The 21985-nt window shown below is 43.0% G+C and carries 19 protein-coding genes; 9 read left to right on the top strand and 10 right to left on the bottom strand.

All coding sequences use genetic code 11. The features are described 5' to 3' along the window. Positions 1-146: 146 nt before the first annotated feature. Positions 147-710, bottom strand: coding sequence for a DUF6241 domain-containing protein (locus AC6F33_RS16640; RefSeq protein WP_255747816.1), 564 nt, complete (start codon positions 708-710; stop codon positions 147-149). A 213-nt stretch (positions 711-923) separates the two neighbouring features. Further along, on the bottom strand, positions 924-1793 hold the full coding sequence (locus tag AC6F33_RS16645; RefSeq protein ID WP_480948190.1) for a helix-turn-helix domain-containing protein: 870 nt from the start codon (positions 1791-1793) through the stop codon (positions 924-926). Positions 1794-1907: 114 nt separating this feature from the next. Here AC6F33_RS16645 and AC6F33_RS16650 point away from each other — a divergent pair, with 114 nt between their 5' ends. Genes AC6F33_RS16650 through AC6F33_RS16660 form a run of 3 tightly spaced genes read left to right on the top strand, consistent with a single transcriptional unit; the run spans position 1908 to position 4121 of the window. After that, positions 1908-3122, top strand: coding sequence for an MFS transporter (locus tag AC6F33_RS16650; protein ID WP_500777472.1), 1215 nt, complete (start codon positions 1908-1910; stop codon positions 3120-3122). Positions 3123-3152: 30 nt separating this feature from the next. Beyond that, positions 3153-3614: an NUDIX hydrolase gene (locus AC6F33_RS16655; RefSeq protein ID WP_500777473.1), complete on the top strand. Its 462-nt coding sequence runs from the start codon at positions 3153-3155 to the stop codon at positions 3612-3614. Between the two features lie 39 nt (positions 3615-3653). Further along, the gene (locus tag AC6F33_RS16660) at positions 3654-4121 is read left to right on the top strand and encodes an NUDIX hydrolase (protein WP_255747822.1); all 468 of its coding nucleotides are present in this window, start codon (positions 3654-3656) and stop codon (positions 4119-4121) included. A gap of 65 nt (positions 4122-4186) precedes the next feature. Here AC6F33_RS16660 and AC6F33_RS16665 read toward each other — a convergent pair whose 3' ends face one another. From AC6F33_RS16665 to AC6F33_RS16675, 3 genes are all read right to left on the bottom strand, one after another. Continuing rightward, positions 4187-4588, bottom strand: a complete 402-nt coding sequence (locus AC6F33_RS16665; protein ID WP_255747824.1) for a type II toxin-antitoxin system death-on-curing family toxin — start codon at positions 4586-4588, stop codon at positions 4187-4189. Beyond that, positions 4585-4848 (bottom strand): AbrB/MazE/SpoVT family DNA-binding domain-containing protein, encoded by a 264-nt coding sequence (locus tag AC6F33_RS16670; RefSeq protein WP_255747826.1) that lies wholly within the window; start codon positions 4846-4848, stop codon positions 4585-4587. The genes AC6F33_RS16665 and AC6F33_RS16670 overlap by 4 nt, the downstream gene beginning before the upstream one ends. Before the next feature lie 116 nt (positions 4849-4964). Then, on the bottom strand, positions 4965-5909 hold the full coding sequence (locus AC6F33_RS16675) for a nucleoside hydrolase (protein WP_480952922.1): 945 nt from the start codon (positions 5907-5909) through the stop codon (positions 4965-4967). A 1397-nt stretch (positions 5910-7306) separates the two neighbouring features. On the opposite strand from AC6F33_RS16675, the gene pepT reads away from it, so the two are divergent. Further along, on the top strand, positions 7307-8539 hold the full coding sequence (gene pepT / locus AC6F33_RS16680; RefSeq protein WP_500777474.1) for a peptidase T: 1233 nt from the start codon (positions 7307-7309) through the stop codon (positions 8537-8539). Between the two features lie 77 nt (positions 8540-8616). Here pepT and AC6F33_RS16685 read toward each other — a convergent pair whose 3' ends face one another. Then, positions 8617-10014 (bottom strand): MFS transporter, encoded by a 1398-nt coding sequence (locus AC6F33_RS16685; protein WP_500777475.1) that lies wholly within the window; start codon positions 10012-10014, stop codon positions 8617-8619. A gap of 174 nt (positions 10015-10188) precedes the next feature. On the opposite strand from AC6F33_RS16685, the gene AC6F33_RS16690 reads away from it, so the two are divergent. The 5 genes from AC6F33_RS16690 (at position 10189) to AC6F33_RS16710 (ending at position 14543) form a co-directional block, all read left to right on the top strand. Further along, complete coding sequence (locus AC6F33_RS16690) at positions 10189-11358, top strand: MGDG synthase family glycosyltransferase (protein ID WP_255747832.1); 1170 nt, start codon at positions 10189-10191, stop codon at positions 11356-11358. A 157-nt stretch (positions 11359-11515) separates the two neighbouring features. Then, positions 11516-12241 (top strand): DUF2271 domain-containing protein, encoded by a 726-nt coding sequence (locus tag AC6F33_RS16695; RefSeq protein WP_255747833.1) that lies wholly within the window; start codon positions 11516-11518, stop codon positions 12239-12241. Between the two features lie 26 nt (positions 12242-12267). Then, on the top strand, positions 12268-13200 hold the full coding sequence (locus tag AC6F33_RS16700; RefSeq protein WP_480948282.1) for an FAD:protein FMN transferase: 933 nt from the start codon (positions 12268-12270) through the stop codon (positions 13198-13200). A 3-nt stretch (positions 13201-13203) separates the two neighbouring features. Beyond that, complete coding sequence (locus tag AC6F33_RS16705) at positions 13204-13887, top strand: hypothetical protein (RefSeq protein ID WP_480948187.1); 684 nt, start codon at positions 13204-13206, stop codon at positions 13885-13887. Between the two features lie 17 nt (positions 13888-13904). Next, on the top strand, positions 13905-14543 hold the full coding sequence (locus tag AC6F33_RS16710) for a LysE family translocator (protein ID WP_255747938.1): 639 nt from the start codon (positions 13905-13907) through the stop codon (positions 14541-14543). Positions 14544-14689: 146 nt separating this feature from the next. Here AC6F33_RS16710 and rlmN read toward each other — a convergent pair whose 3' ends face one another. The 4 genes from rlmN to AC6F33_RS16730 form a co-directional block, all read right to left on the bottom strand. Then, positions 14690-15763, bottom strand: a complete 1074-nt coding sequence (gene rlmN, locus AC6F33_RS16715; RefSeq protein WP_480948186.1) for a dual-specificity RNA methyltransferase RlmN — start codon at positions 15761-15763, stop codon at positions 14690-14692. 123 nt (positions 15764-15886) lie between these two features. Beyond that, positions 15887-16927 carry an AI-2E family transporter gene (locus AC6F33_RS16720; RefSeq protein ID WP_500777476.1) on the bottom strand — a complete coding sequence of 347 codons (1041 nt, stop codon included), beginning with the start codon at positions 16925-16927 and terminating at the stop codon, positions 15887-15889. A 211-nt stretch (positions 16928-17138) separates the two neighbouring features. Further along, the gene (locus AC6F33_RS16725; protein WP_480948185.1) at positions 17139-19475 is read right to left on the bottom strand and encodes a GW domain-containing glycosaminoglycan-binding protein; all 2337 of its coding nucleotides are present in this window, start codon (positions 19473-19475) and stop codon (positions 17139-17141) included. Positions 19476-19654: 179 nt separating this feature from the next. Further along, positions 19655-21961, bottom strand: coding sequence for a GW domain-containing glycosaminoglycan-binding protein (locus tag AC6F33_RS16730; protein ID WP_255747841.1), 2307 nt, complete (start codon positions 21959-21961; stop codon positions 19655-19657). Positions 21962-21985 lie beyond the last annotated feature (24 nt).

The following is a 21985-nucleotide window of genomic DNA, read 5'->3' on the forward strand; positions in this document are numbered from 1 at the left end:
TATAATTAAAAGGTGTCTCATAGTCGAAAATCGACTTTGAGACACCCTCCTCATTCAATGGACTTTTGCGACTTCCTGAGCAGATGATGGATGTTTATTAGTTCATCATGGACAAGAAAATTCGTCAAATATGAAAGCTCTTAGTTCTATAGATTAAGGACTTTCTGCTTGTCTGATCCAAGATGCGAAAAGTCTTCGTGTTTCCAACGGTTCAGTATTTCACTGTAAACGTCTTTGTGCTTCAAACCTATTTTATCAATTGCCAAGGCGGACAACAGCCATTCAATTCGATCATCCGTTATTTTCTTCTTATTGCCTGCCATTAACAATAGGTAACGCTGAAAGTCACTATCATCGACAACGCCGCGATTTTTATTTTCATCACCGAAAGGATTTGGATTCTGTATCCCATCAAGCCCTTTCTTTTCGACCTCTTTCGGAGTCTCAGGTGATGGGAACTTTTTCACATATTCTTCCGGTGTCATTCCTAATTGCTGCGGAGACAGCAATTCTGATTTGGTTGCATTTTGTTCTTGTGCGCTTTCGGAGTATGCGTTCTGATGATCGTAAGTCACATGCTCTTTCTTTTCGTTCACTTGTTTATCCGCTTTTTCCTGGTCATTGTCGGGTAGGTTGAATACGAGGAAAAATAGTGCGGTGAAAACAGCTGCTGCTGATACTCCGGTTATGATCAATGTTTCTTTTTTCATAGTTACTCCTCCTATTTTCATCCGGTATAAAAAATCATCGATCAAAAATAGAGAAACAAAAGCCGGCATCCTTTAAGTTATTGGACCAAATCCAGTATCTCGTTTTTAAAAAAGATAGGCAATGAAAATCCATAGTATTTACAATACTTTAACTTTATTCAACATATTTCGACTTTACCTTTTACTACCGTCCGCCGGTTTTAATCGATGCGTTTAATCACTGTCTAAGCCCACCTCAATATCTAGCTGTTTACATAGCTTGGAATAATAATTGGCAGTGTCCTGATAGTTTAAATTGATAAACAGCTGTAGACGTTCTTCTAGTTTCGTTCCAGACTCTTTGCCCAACAAAATGTTCGCCATGTGTTCCAGGGTCTCACTGATCAGTTGATTGTACAGATCATGGTTTTTAACCGTGTAGCCTTGCGAAACCCGGCAATACGCCAAAGCGGTTTCATATTCATGATTCATTAACGCCATTTCAGCTAGATTGTTGAAGAACATGGGTATTTTGTATGCGCCGGAATGAGAGCGGCGATCATTGAATTTAGAAATAAATTGTTTGGCCAGTACTTTTGCAACGGAATAGTTTGCGAGGAAAATAGAGTTGCTTAATAGAGCGAGCTCATAGTGACGCCAATTTTGACATTTTAATAAATAGGTAAACAACGACTCATATTTGGCATAGTTAATATGACCGTTGTGTCGAATAAAATCGACTAGTCCCAACATATTTAAACGCTTATGTTCGAGACGAAGTGAATGCTTCGCAACGCTCTCTGTAAACTCTGCTTTCAGAAACGTTGCCAGCTCATCAACTTTACTTTCTGTTGAAAGATCATTCGCACGTTGAATATAGTAGTCCTCAAAAAAGAGCTCGTTCTGATGCAGTTCGCGTTCAAACTCTTCCAAAGACAACCCCATTCTATTAATTAGCAGGATCATTTTGTCATAGGTTGGGTAGTAGTTATTATGTTCAAGCTCCGATAAATGGGAACGCGAGAGAATACCTTGAGCCGTTTCTTTTTGTGTCATGCCCTTATCCAATCTGATCGTTCTGATCAACGCTCCGATTGTCATCATATTTATCTCCTCACTTCATGTCGATATAAGTAACACGATGCTAAGCTCATTATGCCAACCCTTTAAACTGTTAGCAACACATGAACAGTATTTAGGAAGAGGTTGGGCGTCTTAATGGTTGGGAAAGAGGAAAAGTCAGCACCACTCACGCATAGTCATTGGCGCAGATTAATGCTTATTTTGTTGTTTGGCAATATGGTTGCGGGAATTGCTTTTAGTGAAGTAATGCCGTTTTTGCCCTTTTTCTTGCGCGATTTAGGGAATTTTACAGCGCGGCAGCTCAATAGCTATAGTGCCGTCATTTTCTCATCTACTTATTTAACTGCTTTTTTTCTCTCACCGCTCTGGGGAAAAGTAGGCGATCGGTTTGGAAGAAAACCAATCCTATTGCTAAGCGCCATGGGTGCCGCATTGACCATTGGCGCGTTTTCCTTGGTAACCACTGTTTGGGAATTCATTGGTTTGCGTCTGCTGCAGGGCGTATTTGCCGGCTATTTCAGCAATACGAATGCTTTATTGGCGGCGGAAGTGCCTAAGGAGAAAAGCGGCTATGCCTTAGGAACGCTAGCTACCGGTTTCATAACAGGCTCACTGCTTGGTCCCTTATTAGGAGGCGTGATCGGCTCACTGCTTGGTTACAGATTAACTTTCTTGCTCACCAGCTTTTTATTAATTGGCATCTTCTTTATCAATCTTTTCGGTGTTCATGAAACAACAAATCAGCACTCATGGAGAAAGAACTCATCGCTGCAACAAGTGAAATTTAACGATTTTCCGAAGAAGAAAATCATTGTGAATTTGTACCTGACCACCCTGCTCATTCAAATGGGGAATAATTCGATCAGTCCAATACAACCCCTGTACGTGGCACACTTAATGAATAATACCGGAAATGTTAATTTAATGAATGGAGTAGTCACTTCGGCCCCTGGGATTTCTTGTTTATTGATGTCATCCTATTTTGGCAAGCTGGGGGATCGTATAGGTACGGAGAGAATCCTTAAAGTGAGCTTGCTAGCGACCGTCTGTTTCTTGTTGCCAATGTCCTTTGTTACGAACATTGGGCAGCTGGCTCTTTTGCAACTGCTTATCGGACTGTCCGATGCGGCATTAATGCCGGCAGTTAGTATCCTGCTTGCCAAAAATACACCAATCTCAATGTCCAGCAGTATTTTTGGATATAACCAATCCTTTCAATCTGCGGGAATCGTAATTGGTCCGTTTCTTGGTTCCTATGCAGCTAATTTATTTGGGTATCGGGGTGTATTTCTCATGGCGGCTCTAATATTCTGTGGGCTTGTCGTAATCAACAAATCCACAAGATATTAGTAATCATCAATTTTGAAAGGAAGATCGGATATGGCAGATTATATTAAAAGCATCAGAAAGTTCGTAGGACATACGCCCATTATTTTAAATACAGCGACCGGAATTGTTATGGATCATGGTAAATTGCTACTGCAGGAAAGAGCTGGCGGTGGTTGGTGTCTGCCTGGAGGCTATCTGGAGTATGGAGAATCCTATTCAGAAGCATGTAAGAGAGAACTACTTGAAGACACGGGATTAAATGTCAAAGTTGTTCGGCCACTAGGTGTGTTTGACAAGTATTTCATGGAGTATGCAAATGGAGATAAGCTGCAAAACATCGGTATGTTATTTTTGGTTAAACCAATTGGTGGATGTCTGCTTAGTAAACAAACCAATGAAACTTGGGGGCTCAAATATTTTGATATAAATCATACCCCTGACCTTGTTTTCAAACAAAATCAGGACATGCTTGATTTGGTGAGAGACTTAGTTCTTCATGACAACTTGATGTAGCATGCTCATTTAAATTAAACGAGAAAGGCTGGGGAAACATTGGATTACATTAACTATTTGAGATCAATGGTTGGTCACGAAAAGGTGTTAATGGTTGTTTCAGGTGCAATCGTTTTTGATAAGGAGCATCGTGTGCTGATGCAAAGACGTTCTGATAATGGACAATGGGGATTCCCAGGCGGATTTATGGAATTAGGGGAAAGCATTCAGGATACAGCTAGGAGAGAGGTTTATGAAGAGACAGGGCTTCAATTAGGAAAGCTTGAACTCCTTAGTATTCATTCAGGTCCACAGTACGATAAAACTTTTTCTAACGGCGACCAAGTTTCATTGGTTCTTATTTCTTTCACTTGCACGGACTATACAGGTGAATTCATTGAGCACAACGAAGAGTCACTGCAAAATAAGTTCTTTTCACTTGACGCATTACCCGACAATCTATTTACGGAACATAAAATGTTGATTAATGCGATCTTGTCAAACAGACGTTATCCCATTATTGAATAACTAATTCTTATAGAAGGGGTTAAAAATGACTAGCATCTGAAGCAGTTATTAACGAATGCATCAGATTACCGCCACAAGGTTGCATGCACTTTGATCCAAGTACTGATGTCCTGGATCGCTATTTTATTTTGCTGATCAGATAATTCAACAGTAAAATTCTCTTTTTCTTTTTGACTTGCCTGGATGACATAGCCATTTTTTCGCAAAAATAATTCCAGGGCAGCATAGGCAGTCCGTTTGTTGGCATTGTAAAACGGATGATTCTGAGCTAAGCTCTGAAACAATGCAGCCGCTTTTTGACAGAGTGTTGGATACGCATCTTCGCCCAAAACCGATTGCTTTGGGCGGTTAATCGCGCTATCCAACAAACTTGGTTCTTTAATGCCAATGTCCTCAGATGGCGAAAAACGCTTAATCAATACTGCATTAAGATAAATAACTTGGTTTTTATTTAAGTATTCGGTCATCGATCCACAAGGCCTCGAAACACTGCATCATTATCCTTGATTATTTGATCCACCATTTTAATGAACTCCTGATCAATACCAACCGGAAGGTTTACCGCCTTGCTTTTGCGGATCTTCACAGTCCCGTCATCCAAATTCTCAAAAACAATTTCGTCCCCGGGTTTGACATGCAAATGTTCGAGCACTTCTTTCGGGTACGTTGATCCATAGCTGTTGCCCATCTTAAAAATTTTCCGTTCCAAAGCTGCAGCACTCTCCATAGTTTTTCCTCCTATTCTATGCAAATGTTATTATGTGTATACGTTATCACGTAATCATTGTAACTACAATATAACCATTTTGCATTTTCAATGTTTTTACTTGCGCTCGTAATTCCTCACTGCCGCGCTTTCTTCGCAAGGTCAACGATTGATTCAAAAAACGCATCAGCGTTCACGTCATAAACAATCTCAACCTCACGCCCATCCACGGATTCTTCAATTCGTCCTTGGCTAGGTTCCTCCGTATGGACAATTGTGCGCACCTTCTTCGTCTGTACCAGATCAGGATTTCCTGCGGCCATTGTCGTCAGAACATCCCACAGGTAATACGTCGAATTGGTTTCAAAGTGAACGAGCGGCGGCACCGCTGCGTAGCATTGGCCGAGAAAATCGATACCTGTATATTTTCGGAGTGACGCCCAGTGATTGCGAATCGGCACGGTCAAAGGCACTTGATTGGTGCTCTCAAGTGCGACCATGCGCACAGGAATACTGCTTTGCCATACACGCGCCACAGCTTCCGGATCCCAGAATGCGTTCCACTCGGCTGTCCCGTCATGCTCCGGCTCTTGCACGTTACCCACCGGATTCAGCGTACCGCCCATCCAGATTAACCGCTCGATTTTCTCCTCAATATCAGGGGCGAAGTCGAGGGCACGCGCCACGTCAGTCAATGGTCCGGTGCATAGGAGTGTTGTTTTTCCCGCACTTTCTTTGACCGTCTGCGCTAAATGCTCATGCGCAGGCAGCGTACTCAGCGGTGCTTCCACCTTTCCCGATTCATTCAATAAAGGAAGCGCGTCAACGAAAAACGGATGCATGCGCCATTCCTTCGGAAACGGATTGTGGCCGCGTGAGTTAGATCGCGCAACCTCAATCGGTTTTCTACCGAAGCGATCAATGATTTTCCGGCTTGCCTCAATACCCGGTGTTAAATAGCCATCGGCAGGAATGACCGATACGCCGGTGACCTCCACCTGATCCATTTGCAGTAATAAAAATAAGGATACAAGGTCATCAATCCCTGCATCATGATTAAAATAGACATTCATTTGTTTCATCCCAGCACGTCCTTTTGTCTGATACACCCTGTCCTTTAAAGTAACAGATCATCTCATCCGGGTGCAAGCAAAAAAGCAATTGAATCTCTTTTTCGTGCATTGGAATCTGATTTTCATGCATTGAATCACGATTTTCGTGCATTGGATCACTGGTTTCGTGCATAGTATCGGCTGTAGAACGCGTTCGTGCATTGGCCTCTGTTTTTCGTGCATTGAATCACATTTTCCGTGCATAGGAGCACCGGTTCCATTCATAGAGTCGGTTCCGTATCGCGTTCGTGCGTTGGAATCTGATTTTCATGCATTGAGCTCGGGTTTTCGTGCATTGAATCACTTTTTTCATGCATAGGAGCACCGGTTCCATTCATAGAGTCGGCTTCGAATTGCATTCGTGCATTGGGGTCTGATTTTCATGCATTGAATTCGGGTTTTCGTGCATTGAATCCTTTTTTTCGTGCATAGGAGCACCAATTCCATTCATTGAGTCGGCTCCGATTCGCGTTCGTGCATAGGCGTCTAATTTTCGTGCATTGAACCTTGATTTTCATGCATTGAATCACTTTTTTCGTGCATTGGAGCACCGGTTCCATTCATAGAGTCGGCTCCAGATCACGTTCGTGCATTGGGGTCTGACTTTCATGCATTGAACCTTGATTTTCGTGCATTGAATCACATTTTCCGTGCATAGGAGCACCGGTTCCATTCATAGAGTCGGCTCCAGATCGCGTTCGTGCATTGGGGTCTGACTTTCATGCATTAGATCACCATTTTCATGCATTGAATCACGATTTTCGTGCATTGGATCACTGGTTTCGTGCATAGTATCGGCTCTAGAACGTGTTCGTGCATTGGCCTCTGATTTTCATGCATTGAACCTTGATTTTCGTGCATTGAATCACATTTTCCGTGCATAGGAGCACCGGTTCCATTCATAGAGTCGGCTCCAGATCGCGTTCGTGCATTGGGGTCTGACTTTCATGCATTAGATCACCATTTTCATGCATTGAATCACGATTTTCGTGCATTGGATCACTGGTTTCGTGCATAGTCTCGGCTCTAGAACGCATTCGTGCATTGGAATCTAATTTTCATGCATTGAACCTTGATTTTCGTGCATTGAATCCTTTTTTTCGTGCATGGGAGCATCGGTTCCATTCATAGAGTCGGCTCCGATTCGCGTTCGTGCATTGGAATCTGATTTTCATGCATTGAACTCGGGTTTTCGTGCTTTGAACCTTGATTTTCGTGCATTGGGACACACGGTGCCCCTTGTTCGTGCGCTTATATCGCGGTTGTGCTTTGTCGCGATTCAATTTTACACAGCTGCCTCCTGCTAACATGATCTGACGCCTTTGAAGTGGTAAGATAGAAAAAGATTATTAAGGAAGGTGACCCTTTTGAAAGAAGATCTGATTAAACGCTTCACTTCATATGTAAAAGTCAATACACAATCCGATGATGACAGCCCAAGCTGCCCATCAACGCCAGGACAGCTGACACTTGCTCGCCAGCTTGTTGCCGAACTGAAAAGTATCGGCATGCAGGAAGTCACAATGGATGAAAACGGCTACGTTATGGCCACCTTACCCGCAAATACGGAGAAGAATGCTCCTGTTGTCGGCTTTATGGCCCATGTTGATACAGCTACCGATTTCACCGGCGATGGGGTTAACCCGCAATTTGTCGAAAACTATGACGGCGGCGACATTGTCTTGAACAAAGATCTGAACATTGTCCTCAGCCCGAAGACATTCCCGGAATTGCTCAATTACAAAGGCCATACGCTGATCACAACCGACGGCACCACACTGCTTGGCTCCGATGACAAATCCGGCGTTACTGAAATCATCACCGCCATGGATTATTTGATTCAGCATCCGGAAATCAAGCACGGCAAAGTCCGCGTCGCATTAACTCCCGATGAAGAAATCGGCCGCGGCCCTCATAAATTTGATGTCAAAGCATTTGGTGCGGCATTTGCCTATACGGTTGACGGCGGCGCGCTTGGCGGACTTGAATACGAGAACTTCAATGCCGCAGAAGCGAAACTGATTTTCAAGGGCAGCAATGTCCATCCCGGTTCCGCAAAAAACAAAATGCTCAATTCAATCAAGATGGCTGTTGATTTCCAAAACCAGCTGCCTGCTGAAGAAGCACCTGAGCTCACTGACGGCTATGAAGGCTTCTACCATCCGCTGACCTTCACAGGAGATGTGGAACAGACCAAGGTTGTCTACATCATCCGTGATTTCGACAAGGATAAATTCGAAGCGAAAAAAGCATTCGTTCAAGAAACCGTAAAGAAACTCGAGAAAAAATACGGTGAAGGCACGATTGAACTTCAATTGAAAGATCAGTACTACAACATGAAAGAAATCGTTGAACAGCATAAAGAAGTTTTTGATGTTGCGTATCAGGCCATGAAAAATCTCGACATTGAACCGCAAGTTCTGCCGATTCGCGGCGGTACTGACGGCGCGCAGATTTCCTATATGGGACTCCCGACACCGAACCTGTTCACCGGTGGAGAAAATTTCCACGGCAAGTACGAATACCTGTCCGTCAACGATATGATTAAAGCGACCCAGACAATTGTCGAAATCGCTCGTTTGTTTGAAGAACAAGCCTAAATATCGAAAAACGCCGCTGAATCCTTTTTAAGGATTTTAGCGGCGTTTTTTTATCCCCACGTTTCGATCATCATTGCTTACACAATCTTCCCACGTTTAACCAATGTCTTCTTCACCGAATGAATATCACGAACATTATATTTAGCCATAAACACGTAGCATAGTGCTGACGGGATGAGTGGGATCTGTAAGAGGCTCATCGTCAGAATATAATCACCGGGACTATGCAAATAGATCGAGACAATCGCATAGACCGCCCCCATACCAAGGTTTCCTACCGTTCTCCCCAGGCTGTTCGCCAGATTGGCAATACTGAATACGGTACCCCGATGTTCCGGCAGATTCACATCGGTAATCAAAGCCAGCCAATTCGGCGTATTCGCTGATTGCGCGGCCGATGCGAACAGAGAAATGACAAAAAGCGACAGAATCCAAGGGTTAGAAATCAAGTCCCCAAGCAAACTAATAAATAAAGTTACCGAATTTGTTGTGTCCGGGAGTGATAATTGATCGATTGGAAAAATAAATAATAAGATATAGAGACGCATGGTCAGAAAAACGAACACCGCAGTAATCAGTGCGCGCGCCTTATAACTCCTTCTCTGCATTTTATCCCCAAGGTAACCGAAAAAGGAGGACAGGGTACCGCCGATTTGAAAAATACCGAACAGGAAGGCGGCGACAATCATCGCAATTTTCGTTCCGTAACCAATCTCTTCAATTTTAGATATGTAAAGAGTGGGCAGCCAGATCAGACTGCCGGTTGCGATATTCATGAAGAACCCTTGCAAGAAGAGCAGCAGATTGCTTCTCTTACCGATCATCGTTAAAATTTGGCTCATTCCGATGCGGTATGTATAGTTCATGCCGCGATCCATCAGCTTCTTTAGTTCCGGTTCCGCACTGCCAAAGCGTGGTTCTTCCACAAAAAAATAGAAGACAATGAGCAGCAAGCCGATTATCGCCAAGAGTTCAAAGGGAAATCTCCAGCTGGACATAGTCGAAATAATTGAAGCAATGAGTGCACCGGCAATGCCGCCAAAGCCCTGAGACATGCCCCACAAACTTAGAATCATGCCTCGAGAGTGATAGGGAACATAATCAGTCAGCGCGCTGAAGCCAATAGACGCAATGCAGCCCAAACCAACGCCTGTGATAATTTGACAGATCATGAGATGGATATACGAACCACTGAGTGACGTTAGGTAAACACCGGCCACCCAAATCAATGTACCGACAATGACCAGCCGTTTACGGTGATGCTTTCCGGACAAATAACCCCAAAACAACGAGGAAAAGGCAGTCACCAGAATATTAACCGCTGAAACGACACCCATGGACGAGATCGGCACCTGCAAATCGTGTGATATGATTTTGAAAAGCGGCGGAAACAAACCAATAACAATATTGTCAAACGCCGCCAGACTGACATAGACGGATATAGCGTACACAGTCTTAAATTTCTGAAGTGACATACAAACGTGATCTCCTTAAGTTTATGTTGCGTTATAGTAAGCTTTTTGTTACGATTGTTCAATAACTTCCAAAAAAAATTGTTTCTTGTCCCAGTTTAGCATACAATGTAAGGTAGACAGAAGAGACTGCTTATCTAGCGAGTCAGTCCAATTGTTAGAGAAAGGATATCTTCGATGATTAAAAATATACTCATCATATCTTCAAATTACACCGGACACGGCCACAAAAGTATTACAGAATCCCTTAGTGAAAAATTTGATATTGTTCCGGATGTAAAGATTCATGTGGTTGATGGCTTTTCATTAGGCGGTAACACATTGCTCAGAGTCGGCAAAATGTACGGACCCATCACCAGAAATTCCGAACATCTCTGGAAAGTCATTTGGGATATCACTTCCGTTAAGGTGCCATTTGTTAATCATTTGATTGAGATGAAAATTCGAACCAAATTTCTTGCTCTACTTGACAAAGTTAAGCCTGATCTCATTCTGACCGTCCATCCGAATTTTAACGGTTCTATTCTCAATATTCTCGAAAAAAATGACATCCATATACCATTCGTCACACTGATCGCCGATTTGATCAGCATTACACCGCTTTGGGCGGATGCTCGTGCCGATTATGTGATCAGCCCGACACAAGAAGCCAAGGATAAATGTATTGAATTTGGTGTGCCGGCTGAAAAGATTAAAGTGTTTGGGTTCCCTGTGCGCGAACGCTTCTATAACCACGCTCAGAAAGATGCCGAACATTATGCACCGAACAAACCATTGAATTGCTTGCTCATGAGCGGCGGCGAAGGCGTTGGCAATATGGGCAAAATGGCCAAAACATTGATCGAAACTTTTGGTTTCAACATTACCATTGTTGCCGGAAGAAACGAAAAATTACAAGCACATCTCCAAAAAACTTTGGGTAAAAAATACGGTGACAAAGTCAAAATCTACGGATTCACACGAAATATCCAAGACTTGATTGCAAATTCCGATATCGCATTTATTCGGAGCAGCCCAAATGTCATGATGGAAGCTGTTTCCTGCAACACGCCAATCGTGATTACCGGAGCTCTTCCCGGACAAGAAGCAGGAAATCCAAGATTTGCTGAAAAATATCATTTGGCAATTACATGCGATTCAATGGGCAATCTTGTTCCGACAATTAATGAACTGTTGGATAACAACGTCGCGATGCTGAAAGAAATTAAGAAATCACAGCAGCAGTACGTTGATCCGCAAATTCCGGAAAACATCGTTAACTTTATTTTGAAGATCCCAAATAAAGAACTCCAGCCGGCCGGCGTGGCGCGCGATGTATCGTTTAATAACATTAATTACGAATCTTAACCTTTTTATACTAGCGATGGAAAACCCAAGCGGTTTTTTATCGCTTTTTTTATTTATTTCTTGCCAAAGCGCGTCAATGTAAAAAATTTCGCATTAGCTGTATAATAATGAAAGAAACTTTCTATTCTGTTAAGCGAATAAATTTTGAACATTGGGAGTGAGATCAACGAAAAAAATATTAGCTCCTGTCATTGGTACATTAGGCGCCGGCGTTATCATTGTTTCAGGCATGTCCCAATTTGCTCATGCTGATAACCCCTTTTCTTTGTCCCAGCCTTCTTCCGACAGCTCAACCTCATCTGTCTCGTCATCTGACACTTCTGCAGTCCATGTCCCTGATGTAAAAACGCTCGGTCTTGTCGCTATAAACTATCGACTGTTTCACTTGGATCAGTTGGCAAGCAATCAGATCGCCTTCTGGATCGAAGATGAAAAAGGCCATTATGTTAAAACGCTGCGTGCCTCAAGCTTCACAGCAGGCGGAGGCTATAAAATGCGGGCTGAGGCATTGCCGGAGTGGCGCAAGGCATCAAACTGGGCCCATGCGTCCAAATCCGAAGTCAATCAAGTCAAACTTCCGGAACAAGACGCCGGTAACCATACTGTATATTGGGATTGTACCGACGCCGCGGGAAAGGCGGTAAAACCCGGCACCTACGTCTACAAAGCTGAAGGCAACATTTACTGGCAGAACCGAGTCGTGTTCACCGGAAAAATTACCATTGGCAAAGACAACACACAATCGACCGCTCAGGCCGTTTACAAACCATCCGGCGCAAAATCACACGGTGTTCTCCTAGATCATGTACGTGCAGGATTTAATACTGGCAAAAGTATTGCTTCGGTCAAACAAGATCCAACGACAAGTACACAAGGATCGTAATTTTGCCTGAATTTCACAGTTTTCATATGAATACTCAGGTACATATCTCTGGATTAAACGCGCCGGACGCGTCTAGAGTTTTTAAACGAATGACCGAGACAGAAGAACAATTTTCCAGATTTCTAACGAACAGTGAGCTTTATCGGGTAAATCAGAGCGCTAATATGCCTGTAACCGTATCTCCGCGATTTGCCGAACTGCTATTTGAAGCACTGCGTTTCTATTCGGAAACAGATGGTATCTTTGATCCGTTTCTCGGCCGCCTTATCCAAGAACTTGGCTATGATCGTTCATTTGATGAAATCGATCGTTTACATGCTCAGCGTACCCGTCGTGTTATTTCTTCCCCAATCCAAGCAGCTTCTTTTGAATTTGATCTTGAACAGCGGAGCGTAACACCGCATTCAGGCTGTACTTTGGATTTCGGTGGTATTGCAAAAGGCTGGGCAGTACAAAAATCGGCCTTGGCTCTTATTCATGATGGTCGCTCGAAAGGATTAATCAATGCCGGCGGCGATATCATGGGCTGGTCCGACAAGCAACCATGGGTCATCAACATTGCCCACCCTTTTTCCGATGACCAAATCATTGGGAAACTTACTGTCAAAGACCGTCGCTTCGGCATCGCTACGAGCAGCAAAATCAAACGCAGTTGGAGCGACGGGAAGCACCGGCTTCATCATCTTATTGATCCACGAACCGACTTGCCCTCAGAATCGGATATTATTCAGGCAACCGTTGTGGGGCCGGAACTCCTGCCATGCGAAATCTATGCAAAATGCCTTCTGATTATGGACAGCCATAAAGGGCCCGCGTGGCTCAAGGCGAAGCGTCCGGATCTTGCCTACCTGTTCATTAAAAAGGATGGTCAATTGACCATCTCATCCAATTTGAAGAATTTGTGCAGCTATAAAAATTTCCCAGAAAAAATATCCTTTCCACCAAATAAGGAGAGATGAACTGTGGACCAAAAGCATAAGGTTTTAAAGTGGACCGTTGGATTTTCATTGATGATCATCATCAGCTTATTTATTGAATTCGAACGCCGGACAGGCTTTTTATCTGCGCATGCACCGACCTGGCTCATTGTCCGCGTGCTCGGCATCAGTGCGTACCTGCTCCTTTTCTGCGGCATATGCTTAGGTATTATGGCCGGCATGCCCATTTGGAGAGGAAGAAAAAAAGCTCGCGACCTGCTTTTAAGCATACATTTTTTCTTCAACACAACCGGCGTATTTGTTGCCATGCTGCATCCGCTGCTCCTTGTCATTGATCCCTATGTTCCTTTCTCTTGGATGCAGCTGCTTGTTCCTTTCACAGCACCGCGTGAGCCGTTTCTTTACGGACTCGGAACACTCACACTTTATGGATTGCTGTTCGTACTTCTGACGACTGACCTGAAAGAGAAAATGCCGAGAAAAATCTGGCATAGTTTCCATCTGATTGCGTATCTGCTTTTTCTGCTGGCGCTCACCCATGGCATCATGGGAGGAACGGATTCTAAAAACATACTGATCTTTTCCATGTACGTCCTCACGTTCTTAGTTGTTATGGTGCTCATGGTTGCGCAAATCCAGATGATGAGTGCTATAAAGAAAAGAGCCTTGCGAAAGCAACATGCCGCCCAAAGCAGCGTGCATCAATAATTGTTGGAGTGTGGTCTCTGGTGGAACATTATCTGCTTTTTATTATTGTCTCTATTTTTTTGATTCTGCTCCCCGGACCGGACATGGCGCTTGCCACACGGAATACACTGCTTTACGGTCGATCAGTCGGCTTAAGTACTATTACCGGGACGTCTCATGCACTTTTCATTCATACGACCGCGGCAGCACTCGGTCTGTCCGCCCTACTTGTCCAATCCGCTTTTTTCTTTTCCATTTTCAAATACATCGGCGCATTGTATTTGGCTTATCTTGGCATCCGAACATTATTTAGTCTTAGAAATCAGACCGCAACGCAAATGAATGGACAATCTGTGCTTTCGAAAAAATACCTTTCAAAAAAAATGGGCTACTTCCAAGGATTTCTCACCAATTTGACCAATCCTAAAGTCGTCGTTTTCTTTTTGACGTTTTTGCCTCAATTTGTTCGGCCGGACAATCACTCAATTGTCCCCTTTTTTATACTTGGAATAACGCACATCCTCATCAATTTTCTCTTGTTCAGTACCTATGTGTTCCTCATCGGAGCATTCAATCAATGGCTGCAGAAACCTTCAGTCCAATTTATGCTCCAAAGTGTGACCGGTTCAATCCTAATTGGGTTCGGCATCCATCTTGCACTGTGGGCGCAAAGATAAAATCGATAACAATTACTAACTTGAGAACGAATTGTCGTTCCATTCTTTCCATTTTGGAAGCTGAGAGTTACATAGAATTTATGTCTGAATAAGAAAAACCGGCAGAAAGGAAACGTCCTTTCTGCCGATTTAGTACTCTTTGAGCCTTATCGCTTAACCACGCGTTCTTTCTTGATCTGCTTACTGCGCAATTGACCGCAGGCGGCGTCAATGTCCGTACCGAATTCTTTACGAACAACGGCGTTTATGCCTCGCTTTTTCAACGTTTCATAGAAGGCAACCACAGCGTCTTTCTCACTCCGTTGGTATTCCGAATGTTCTTCGACCGGATTGTAGGGAATCAGGTTGACGTACGCCAGATGACGTTTCTTTTCGAGCAGTTTGGCAAGCTGCAGAGCTTCTTCTTTGTGATCATTAATGTCTTTAAGCATAATATATTCAAACGTGATACGCCTATTGGTTTTTTCTAAATAATAGTCGACAGCTTCCATCAACTTTTCAATCGGATAGGCACGATTAATTTTCATGATTCTACTGCGCAGTTCGTTATTTGGTGCATGCAGCGAAATGGCCAGATTAATTTGCCAGTCAATATCGGCAAATTCATAGATTTTCGGTACAATACCGCTGGTGGAAACGGTAATATGGCGCGCACCAATGGCGAGACCTTTGCCATCGTTAATAATCTTGAGGAAATCCATAACCGGTTCAAAATTATCAAATGGTTCACCTATGCCCATGACAACAATATGACTGACACGTTCATCTTTCTCACGTGCATCAAGGCTTTGCTGAATTTTAACCAACTGCTCCACCATTTCCCCGCTTGTAAGGTCACGGTTTTTCTTCAACAATCCGCTCGCACAAAAGCTGCACCCGATGTTGCAGCCCACCTGAGATGTGACACAGACGGATAGTCCATATTCATGCGGCATCAAAACGGTCTCAATTAAATTACCATCAGAAAGCTTGAACAGAAATTTTGTCGTTCCGTCCTTCGCTTTCTGCTCAATCTGCGTTTCAAGTGTTCCCATAACGAAATGGTTCTCAAGCAGCTGAATTGTCTTTTTGGAGAGATTGGTCATTTTCTCAAAATCATCGACACGTTTGACATAGATCCAATCCCAAATTTGTGCGGCTCTGAATTTTTTCTCGCCTTGACTCACCAGCCAGCCTGTTAATTTATCCAATGTTAATCCATAAATGGACGTTCTGCTCATATAAAATACCTCTTTTTAAAGATTGCGTGATGCTTCAATCATACTGAATTCGTGACGATCGTGCAAGGAGCGATACCTGTAAAAGAAAAGGCAGAGCGCTCCCGCCCTGCCTTATTGGGTCTATCATTTATTTTTTGATCGGTTCAACGACAGTTTTTTGATTGGTTTTTTGTACTCAACACCGAGCACATCAATAAGAAAGACAAAGATCGGCAGACCGACAATAAGTCCCCAGATGCCAAAGAAATGTTCGGAAAAGATCAGGACAACAAACGTGTAGAAAACCGGGAGTTCCGTTTTCGCTGACATCAGCTTAGGATTCAGTACATAAGCTTCGACCGTATGCACAGCAAGAATCGTCAGCACCATATAAATAACATCCTGTATTCCACCGATCGTATAGCCAATCATACAAAGCGGAATCAGTGAGATGACAACGCCGGCAACCGGAATCAGACTCAAAACAAAAACCATCAGAATCAAACTGAACAGCTGCGGGAAATGCAGCAACGCAAGAATAATCGCTGTAATGGCCGTATTGACAAGTGCGATGACAAATTGAGCTTCAATCACCTTGCCGAAGGTCTGTACGAAACGAGACCCGAAGAAAGCAACCTCATCATATAGGAACCCGATTTTACTCGTTTTAAATCCTCTTGAGAACTTAAGCAGCCGCTCTTTTTCCAGAGAAAAGAACAGGCTGAGCAGCAATGCCAGAAACAGGTCGATCGTAAATGAACCAAAGGAAGAAAACGAATCAATCAGAAATTTGACACCCGATTTCAGATAGGATTCGACATTATACTTTTGCAGCTGATCCAAGAACGCATTGACCACGACGGATCCGCGAAATTCCTTAATTGTCTTCATGATCGAGTCAAACAGCTGTACCGTCTGATCGGCAATAATTGGTAAGTAAATGGTCAGTGCCGCATAGATGCCTAGCGCAATTAACAAATAAAGAACAATGACCACAAACCGTCTGGGCAATTTCAATTTTTGGTGGACAAAGGTTTCTAAACGGTCCACAAGAAAACAAAAGATAAATGTAAGCAAGAGCAAATCAATCAAACTTCGACACAGGTAAATAATAAATACCAGCAGAGCAAAAATAAGGACGCGTCTGACTGATTGTTTTTGCAAATAGCCGATCAGTAAATTCATAGTTTCTGTTTCCTTTTCTCCTTTTATTCCTGCCCCAAATGTATATCTAGTATTAGGAACAGATTATATTTTCATTTTAGTGTTTTTCTAGTGCAGATGCAAAGGATAATCTGTTTCAACCATATATTTACATCCGGCAAGAAAAAAAGTTTCAATAAAAAAGGTGTCCAAACAGCTGAAAAAGCCGTGGGCACCTGTCTCATCCTTTTATTTATTTTTCAATATACAAATGATGATCTGCAAATCCGATCACTAACTTACCGTCCATCATGGTCAATCCTTCACTCTCCTGAGGAGTTCCGCCATTCGGAATGGAGAAATGGAAACGATCCGCAATAGTCCAATTGTCATTAAGCACAGTCAAATAATTGTTTGCCAGGAAGTATAGTTTTCCATCCTCATACTGCATACCTTGAACAATACCCATTTTCTGCATGCTGTGTCGTTCAGAAAGTTTCCCTGTTTTCAGGTTATAAGTGAAGAAAGAATCATCACCAAACGATTCGGTCAGTAAAATCAGCGTATCCTGATCCCTCACTGCCATCATGGCAACATATGGAATACGATTTGTATCAAGAGATATACCAGTTTCCGATCCCTTTTTCGGTCCTGTCATTTCAAGAGAATCCGGATCAATCGTGTAAATTGTTGGTGCATCTCCCGCACTACTTACTTCATATAACTGATCATTATAAGGATTATAGCTGAGTGCACAGGCATGACCTAAAGTCATTGACCCTGATTCGTTCACTTTTTTCCCGCCGCGATCATAGGCTGCGATCTTACCCAATCCGTTTCCAAGGTCGTATCCGACATAGTAATAATCTCTCTTGGAGTCATAGGCAAGCCCTTGCTGTTTGCCGTCAGAGGCATTGCCTGTTTGCATATGATACTGAAAGTCGTCTGTTCGTGTCTGGAGTTCACCAAGACTTGCATTGTTAACCCAGCCGATGTCAATATCCTTATCCGCCTGTCCGAACCAATCGTTATATTTAATAAACGACCAATCATTCCATGTCTTCGTGACTTCCAACATGCGCCTGCTGTAATTGGATAAATTGCCGATGCGCGCATTACTGTCAGGAGCATCTCCATTACTTTGACCATTGTATATGCCGAATGTCGTATTTAGGTCACGCGCCTGCATATACGCTTTTGTTGGGTTCACAAGATTCATCGCATTGCTGCGCACCCAGCCAATGACATGATGATTGTACGAAATGCGGTACATTTCCTCATTCTCTACCTGCTTCTCTTCGTTAATTTGAACGACACGATTGTCCGCGTTGTACTGGCCGCTATACCCGACAAAGCTTGATTGATCATCAAAAATCGGTGCGGTACTGCTGGAGATGGTTGCGTTGTAATTCACATTGATTAATCCGGACGCATTGGCTTCCTGAATCGTCAAGTCATCACTCTTTACCCAACCGAGACTCGTACCTGCCGTATATTTCTTAATATGAACCCATCGGCCATTGTCCGCGATTTGATCGATTTTCAGCTTAAGGTTTGCATAGATGTTCAGAAATACCGGGAGCGGAGAATCATTCACCTTCGCATAGAGTTGTCCGTTTGTATTGTGTACATTGGCCACTGCCACATGCGGGATGCTGCCGTCCTCGGCTGCTTCAGAAGTCACTTGAACCGTATCCTTATGAATCCATCCCAATGTCTGTCCATCGACACCTATTTGGAACCATACTGTACTGCCTACCTTTGATTCTCGAAGAATATTAAGCGGCAGACGTTCATAGTCCGCAATTCTTCCAACAGATTTGGCTCCGGCAATTCCATACGGCTGATCCCAGATTCCATGATTTCCGCCGACTGAAACCACTCCATAAGTATTTGACGGAATAGAATTGTCATAGGAATAATTCAATGGTTGACTTGCTAAATTAGAAGCATATACGTAACAATTGACGCCATTATAGTTCACCCAGTAGAGTTTATTCGACTGAGGGCTCGTTGTCGTGAGCACAGTATTTACAGGTATGTTACCCTTATAATTTTTGGTATGCGCATAATTTTTATAACGTTTCGACGCCTTTATAACATATTTTGTGATCGGAGTTTTTTTAGTAGACAGATTAACGGCATAAACATAGCCGCGTTTTCCTTTATAATTCACATGATACATCTTATTGCCGAGACTGCTATCCGTTGTAAGGCTTTTGTTAATCGCAATTTTCTGCACACGTTGTTTTGCCGCATTTGAGCTTGTATACAAGTACGAGGTCTTTTTAATATATCGCGTTACCGTTGTTCGCCTAGTCCACAAATTCGACTTATATACATAACCCGTTTGGCCTGCATAGACTACCTTATACATTTTACTCTTCGTTTTACTGGCCGTTTTCAGCTGTGCATTAATTGGAATGAACCCCATCACCTGCTTCGATGAACCTGAAGTAGAATACAGCTTGGAGGTCTTATGTACATAATAAGTACGAGAGGCTTTTGCACTTGTCGGATAATAAGTCAATAAACTAAATATGAATACACATACAATTAATAAGGTGGTCGACCTTACTCGATTTTTCACTGTAAATTGTGCTCCCTTCCCGCCCTTTATCTAAATATAAAAATTCTCTATTCTCTGCATTCGCTAAAAATCATAGTTTGAGTATAGCCTCACTTCACGCGGCAAAACAATAGTTGATTCGTCATTTCAAAAAAAGATGCCCAAATGGCCGTATGAGCCACGGGCACCAGTGATTGTGTTTAATTTTGAATGTAGATAGTATGATCTGCGAATCCGATCGCTAACTTACCGTTAACCATCGTCAACCCTTCACTCTCTTGAGGCGTTCCGCCATTCGGAATGGAGAATTGGAAACGATCTTCAATGGCATAATTTCCGTTTAAAACAGTTAAATAGTTATTTGCTAAGAAATAGAGTTTTCCATTCTCATAATGCATGCCCTGAACAATACCCATTTTATTCATTTGCGCCGTCTGAGTCAGTTTTCCTGTGGAAATGGTGTATTCATAGAACGTATCTTTCCCGCCGACCGATTCAGTCAGTAGAATTAACGTGTTGCTGTCCTTCGCCGTCATCATCGCCACATAGTATGGAAAACTGGTAAGGGTCGTCGTCTTTGTAATGCTTAGATTATTTGGATCAGGGTTAATTTCATGAAGAATCGGCTTTTGTCCGGCACTGCTGACTTCATAGAGTTTACCGTCTATATAACTGAGTGCACAAGCATGACCAAATGTTGTCACTGCTGATGAACCTTTGTAGTTGCCGTTTTGATCATAAGCAACAATTTTTCCGGTCCCGTCTCCGGTATCATAACCAACATAGTACAGTCCCAAATCAGGATTGTACGCCAGTCCTTGCTGATTGCCTCCGCCAGCTGTAAATAAATGGCGAAAATCGGCGGTACCCGATCTAAGACCAGACAAATCGCTGCTGCGTACCCAGCCAAGGTCAATATCCTTGCCCATCTTTCCATACCAATCGTTGTACTTAATAAACGACCAATCACCAGATGTTTTAATGACTTCAAGCATGCGATTCGTGTATGCAGACAAGGAGCCGAGTGCCAATCCTGTATCAGGAGCATCCCCATTTGATTGTCCGTTGTATATTGCGCCTGTGTTCTTCACGATTTGATAACTCATGGTCGAGTTATTCAGATTCAACGCCGTGCTGACGACCCAACCGATCACATGGTTATTGTAAGAAATACGATATCTTTCTTCGTTCTCTACTTGTTTTTCCTGATTAATTTGAACATGTCTGCCGTCTGCATTAAACTGTCCGCTGTATCCGACAAAATGATCTTGATCATCAAAAATCGGCGCTTTGCTGCTGGCTATGGTCGCTCCGTAGTTGACGTTCAAGGCTTTACCGGCACTTGTCGACTGAATGGACAAATCACTTGCTCGGGCCCAGCCGAGCGATGTTCCTGCCGTATACTTCTTAATATGAACCCACTCGCCATTGTTCGCGATCATATCAATTTTGAGTCTCAGGTTAGCATAGATGTTAAGACTGGTAATAACCCCATTGCCCGGCGATTGATACAGGAATGAATTAGGCTTCGCCACACTTGCTACAGCCAAATGTGGAATGCTCCCGTCACTGGCCGTATTTGATGTCAATTGAACAATACTCTTATGGATCCAGCCAAGCGTCCGTCCGTCAACGCTGACCTGATACCAAACCACACCGCCGACTTCCGACTCGCGCAGTACATTCAGCGGCACACGCTCATAATCAGCTATGTTGCCGACTGATTTTGCATCCTTGATTCCGTAGGGTTGATCCCAAATTCCATGATTTCCGCCTGTCGAGACCACGCCATAGGTGTTAGCTGCAACAGGATTGTTATACGTGTAGCTTAATTCGGCATTAGTCAAATTGACCGCGTAAACATAACTCTTCCGTCCTTTATAAGAAACCCAAAACAGTTTATTTGACTGTGGGCTTTGCGTTTCCAAACGGGTTCCGAGCGGAATCGTTCCTGAATAACGTTTCGTCCGGCTGTAATTTTTGTATTGCTTAGACTTCTTTTTGACGTATTTAACAATGGTCGTCTTATACGGAGACAAATTCGACTTGTATACATAGCCGCGTTTGCCTTTGTAGTTTACATGATACATTTTATAGTTTAAATTGCTGTCCGTGGTCAGTTTCTTATTGATTGCTATTTTCCAGGTGCGTTGTTTCGATGCATCTCGGCTTGAGTAAAGATAAGATGTTTTATGAATATATCGGGTTTTCGTGGTTCGCTTTGTCCATAAATTCGACCGAAAAACATAGCCGCTCCTTCCGCCATAGGTCACCTTAACCATTTTACTTGTCTTCTTACTTGTGGTCTTCAGCTTGGCGTTAATTGGAACATAACGTATGAATTGTTTGGCACTATTCGAGCTTGTGTACAGTTTGGAAGTCTTATGAACATAGTATGTATAAGATTTCTTCGCTTGCGCAGGATAGTAGGATAATAGACTTAAAAACAAAACAGCAACAAGTATGATTGAAAATTGCGTGTACTTAATACGAGATTGACCGTTCACTGTGAAAAACTCCTTTCGAGGTAA

It is taken from the genome of Sporolactobacillus sp. BBK16-2, assembly GCF_059878335.1.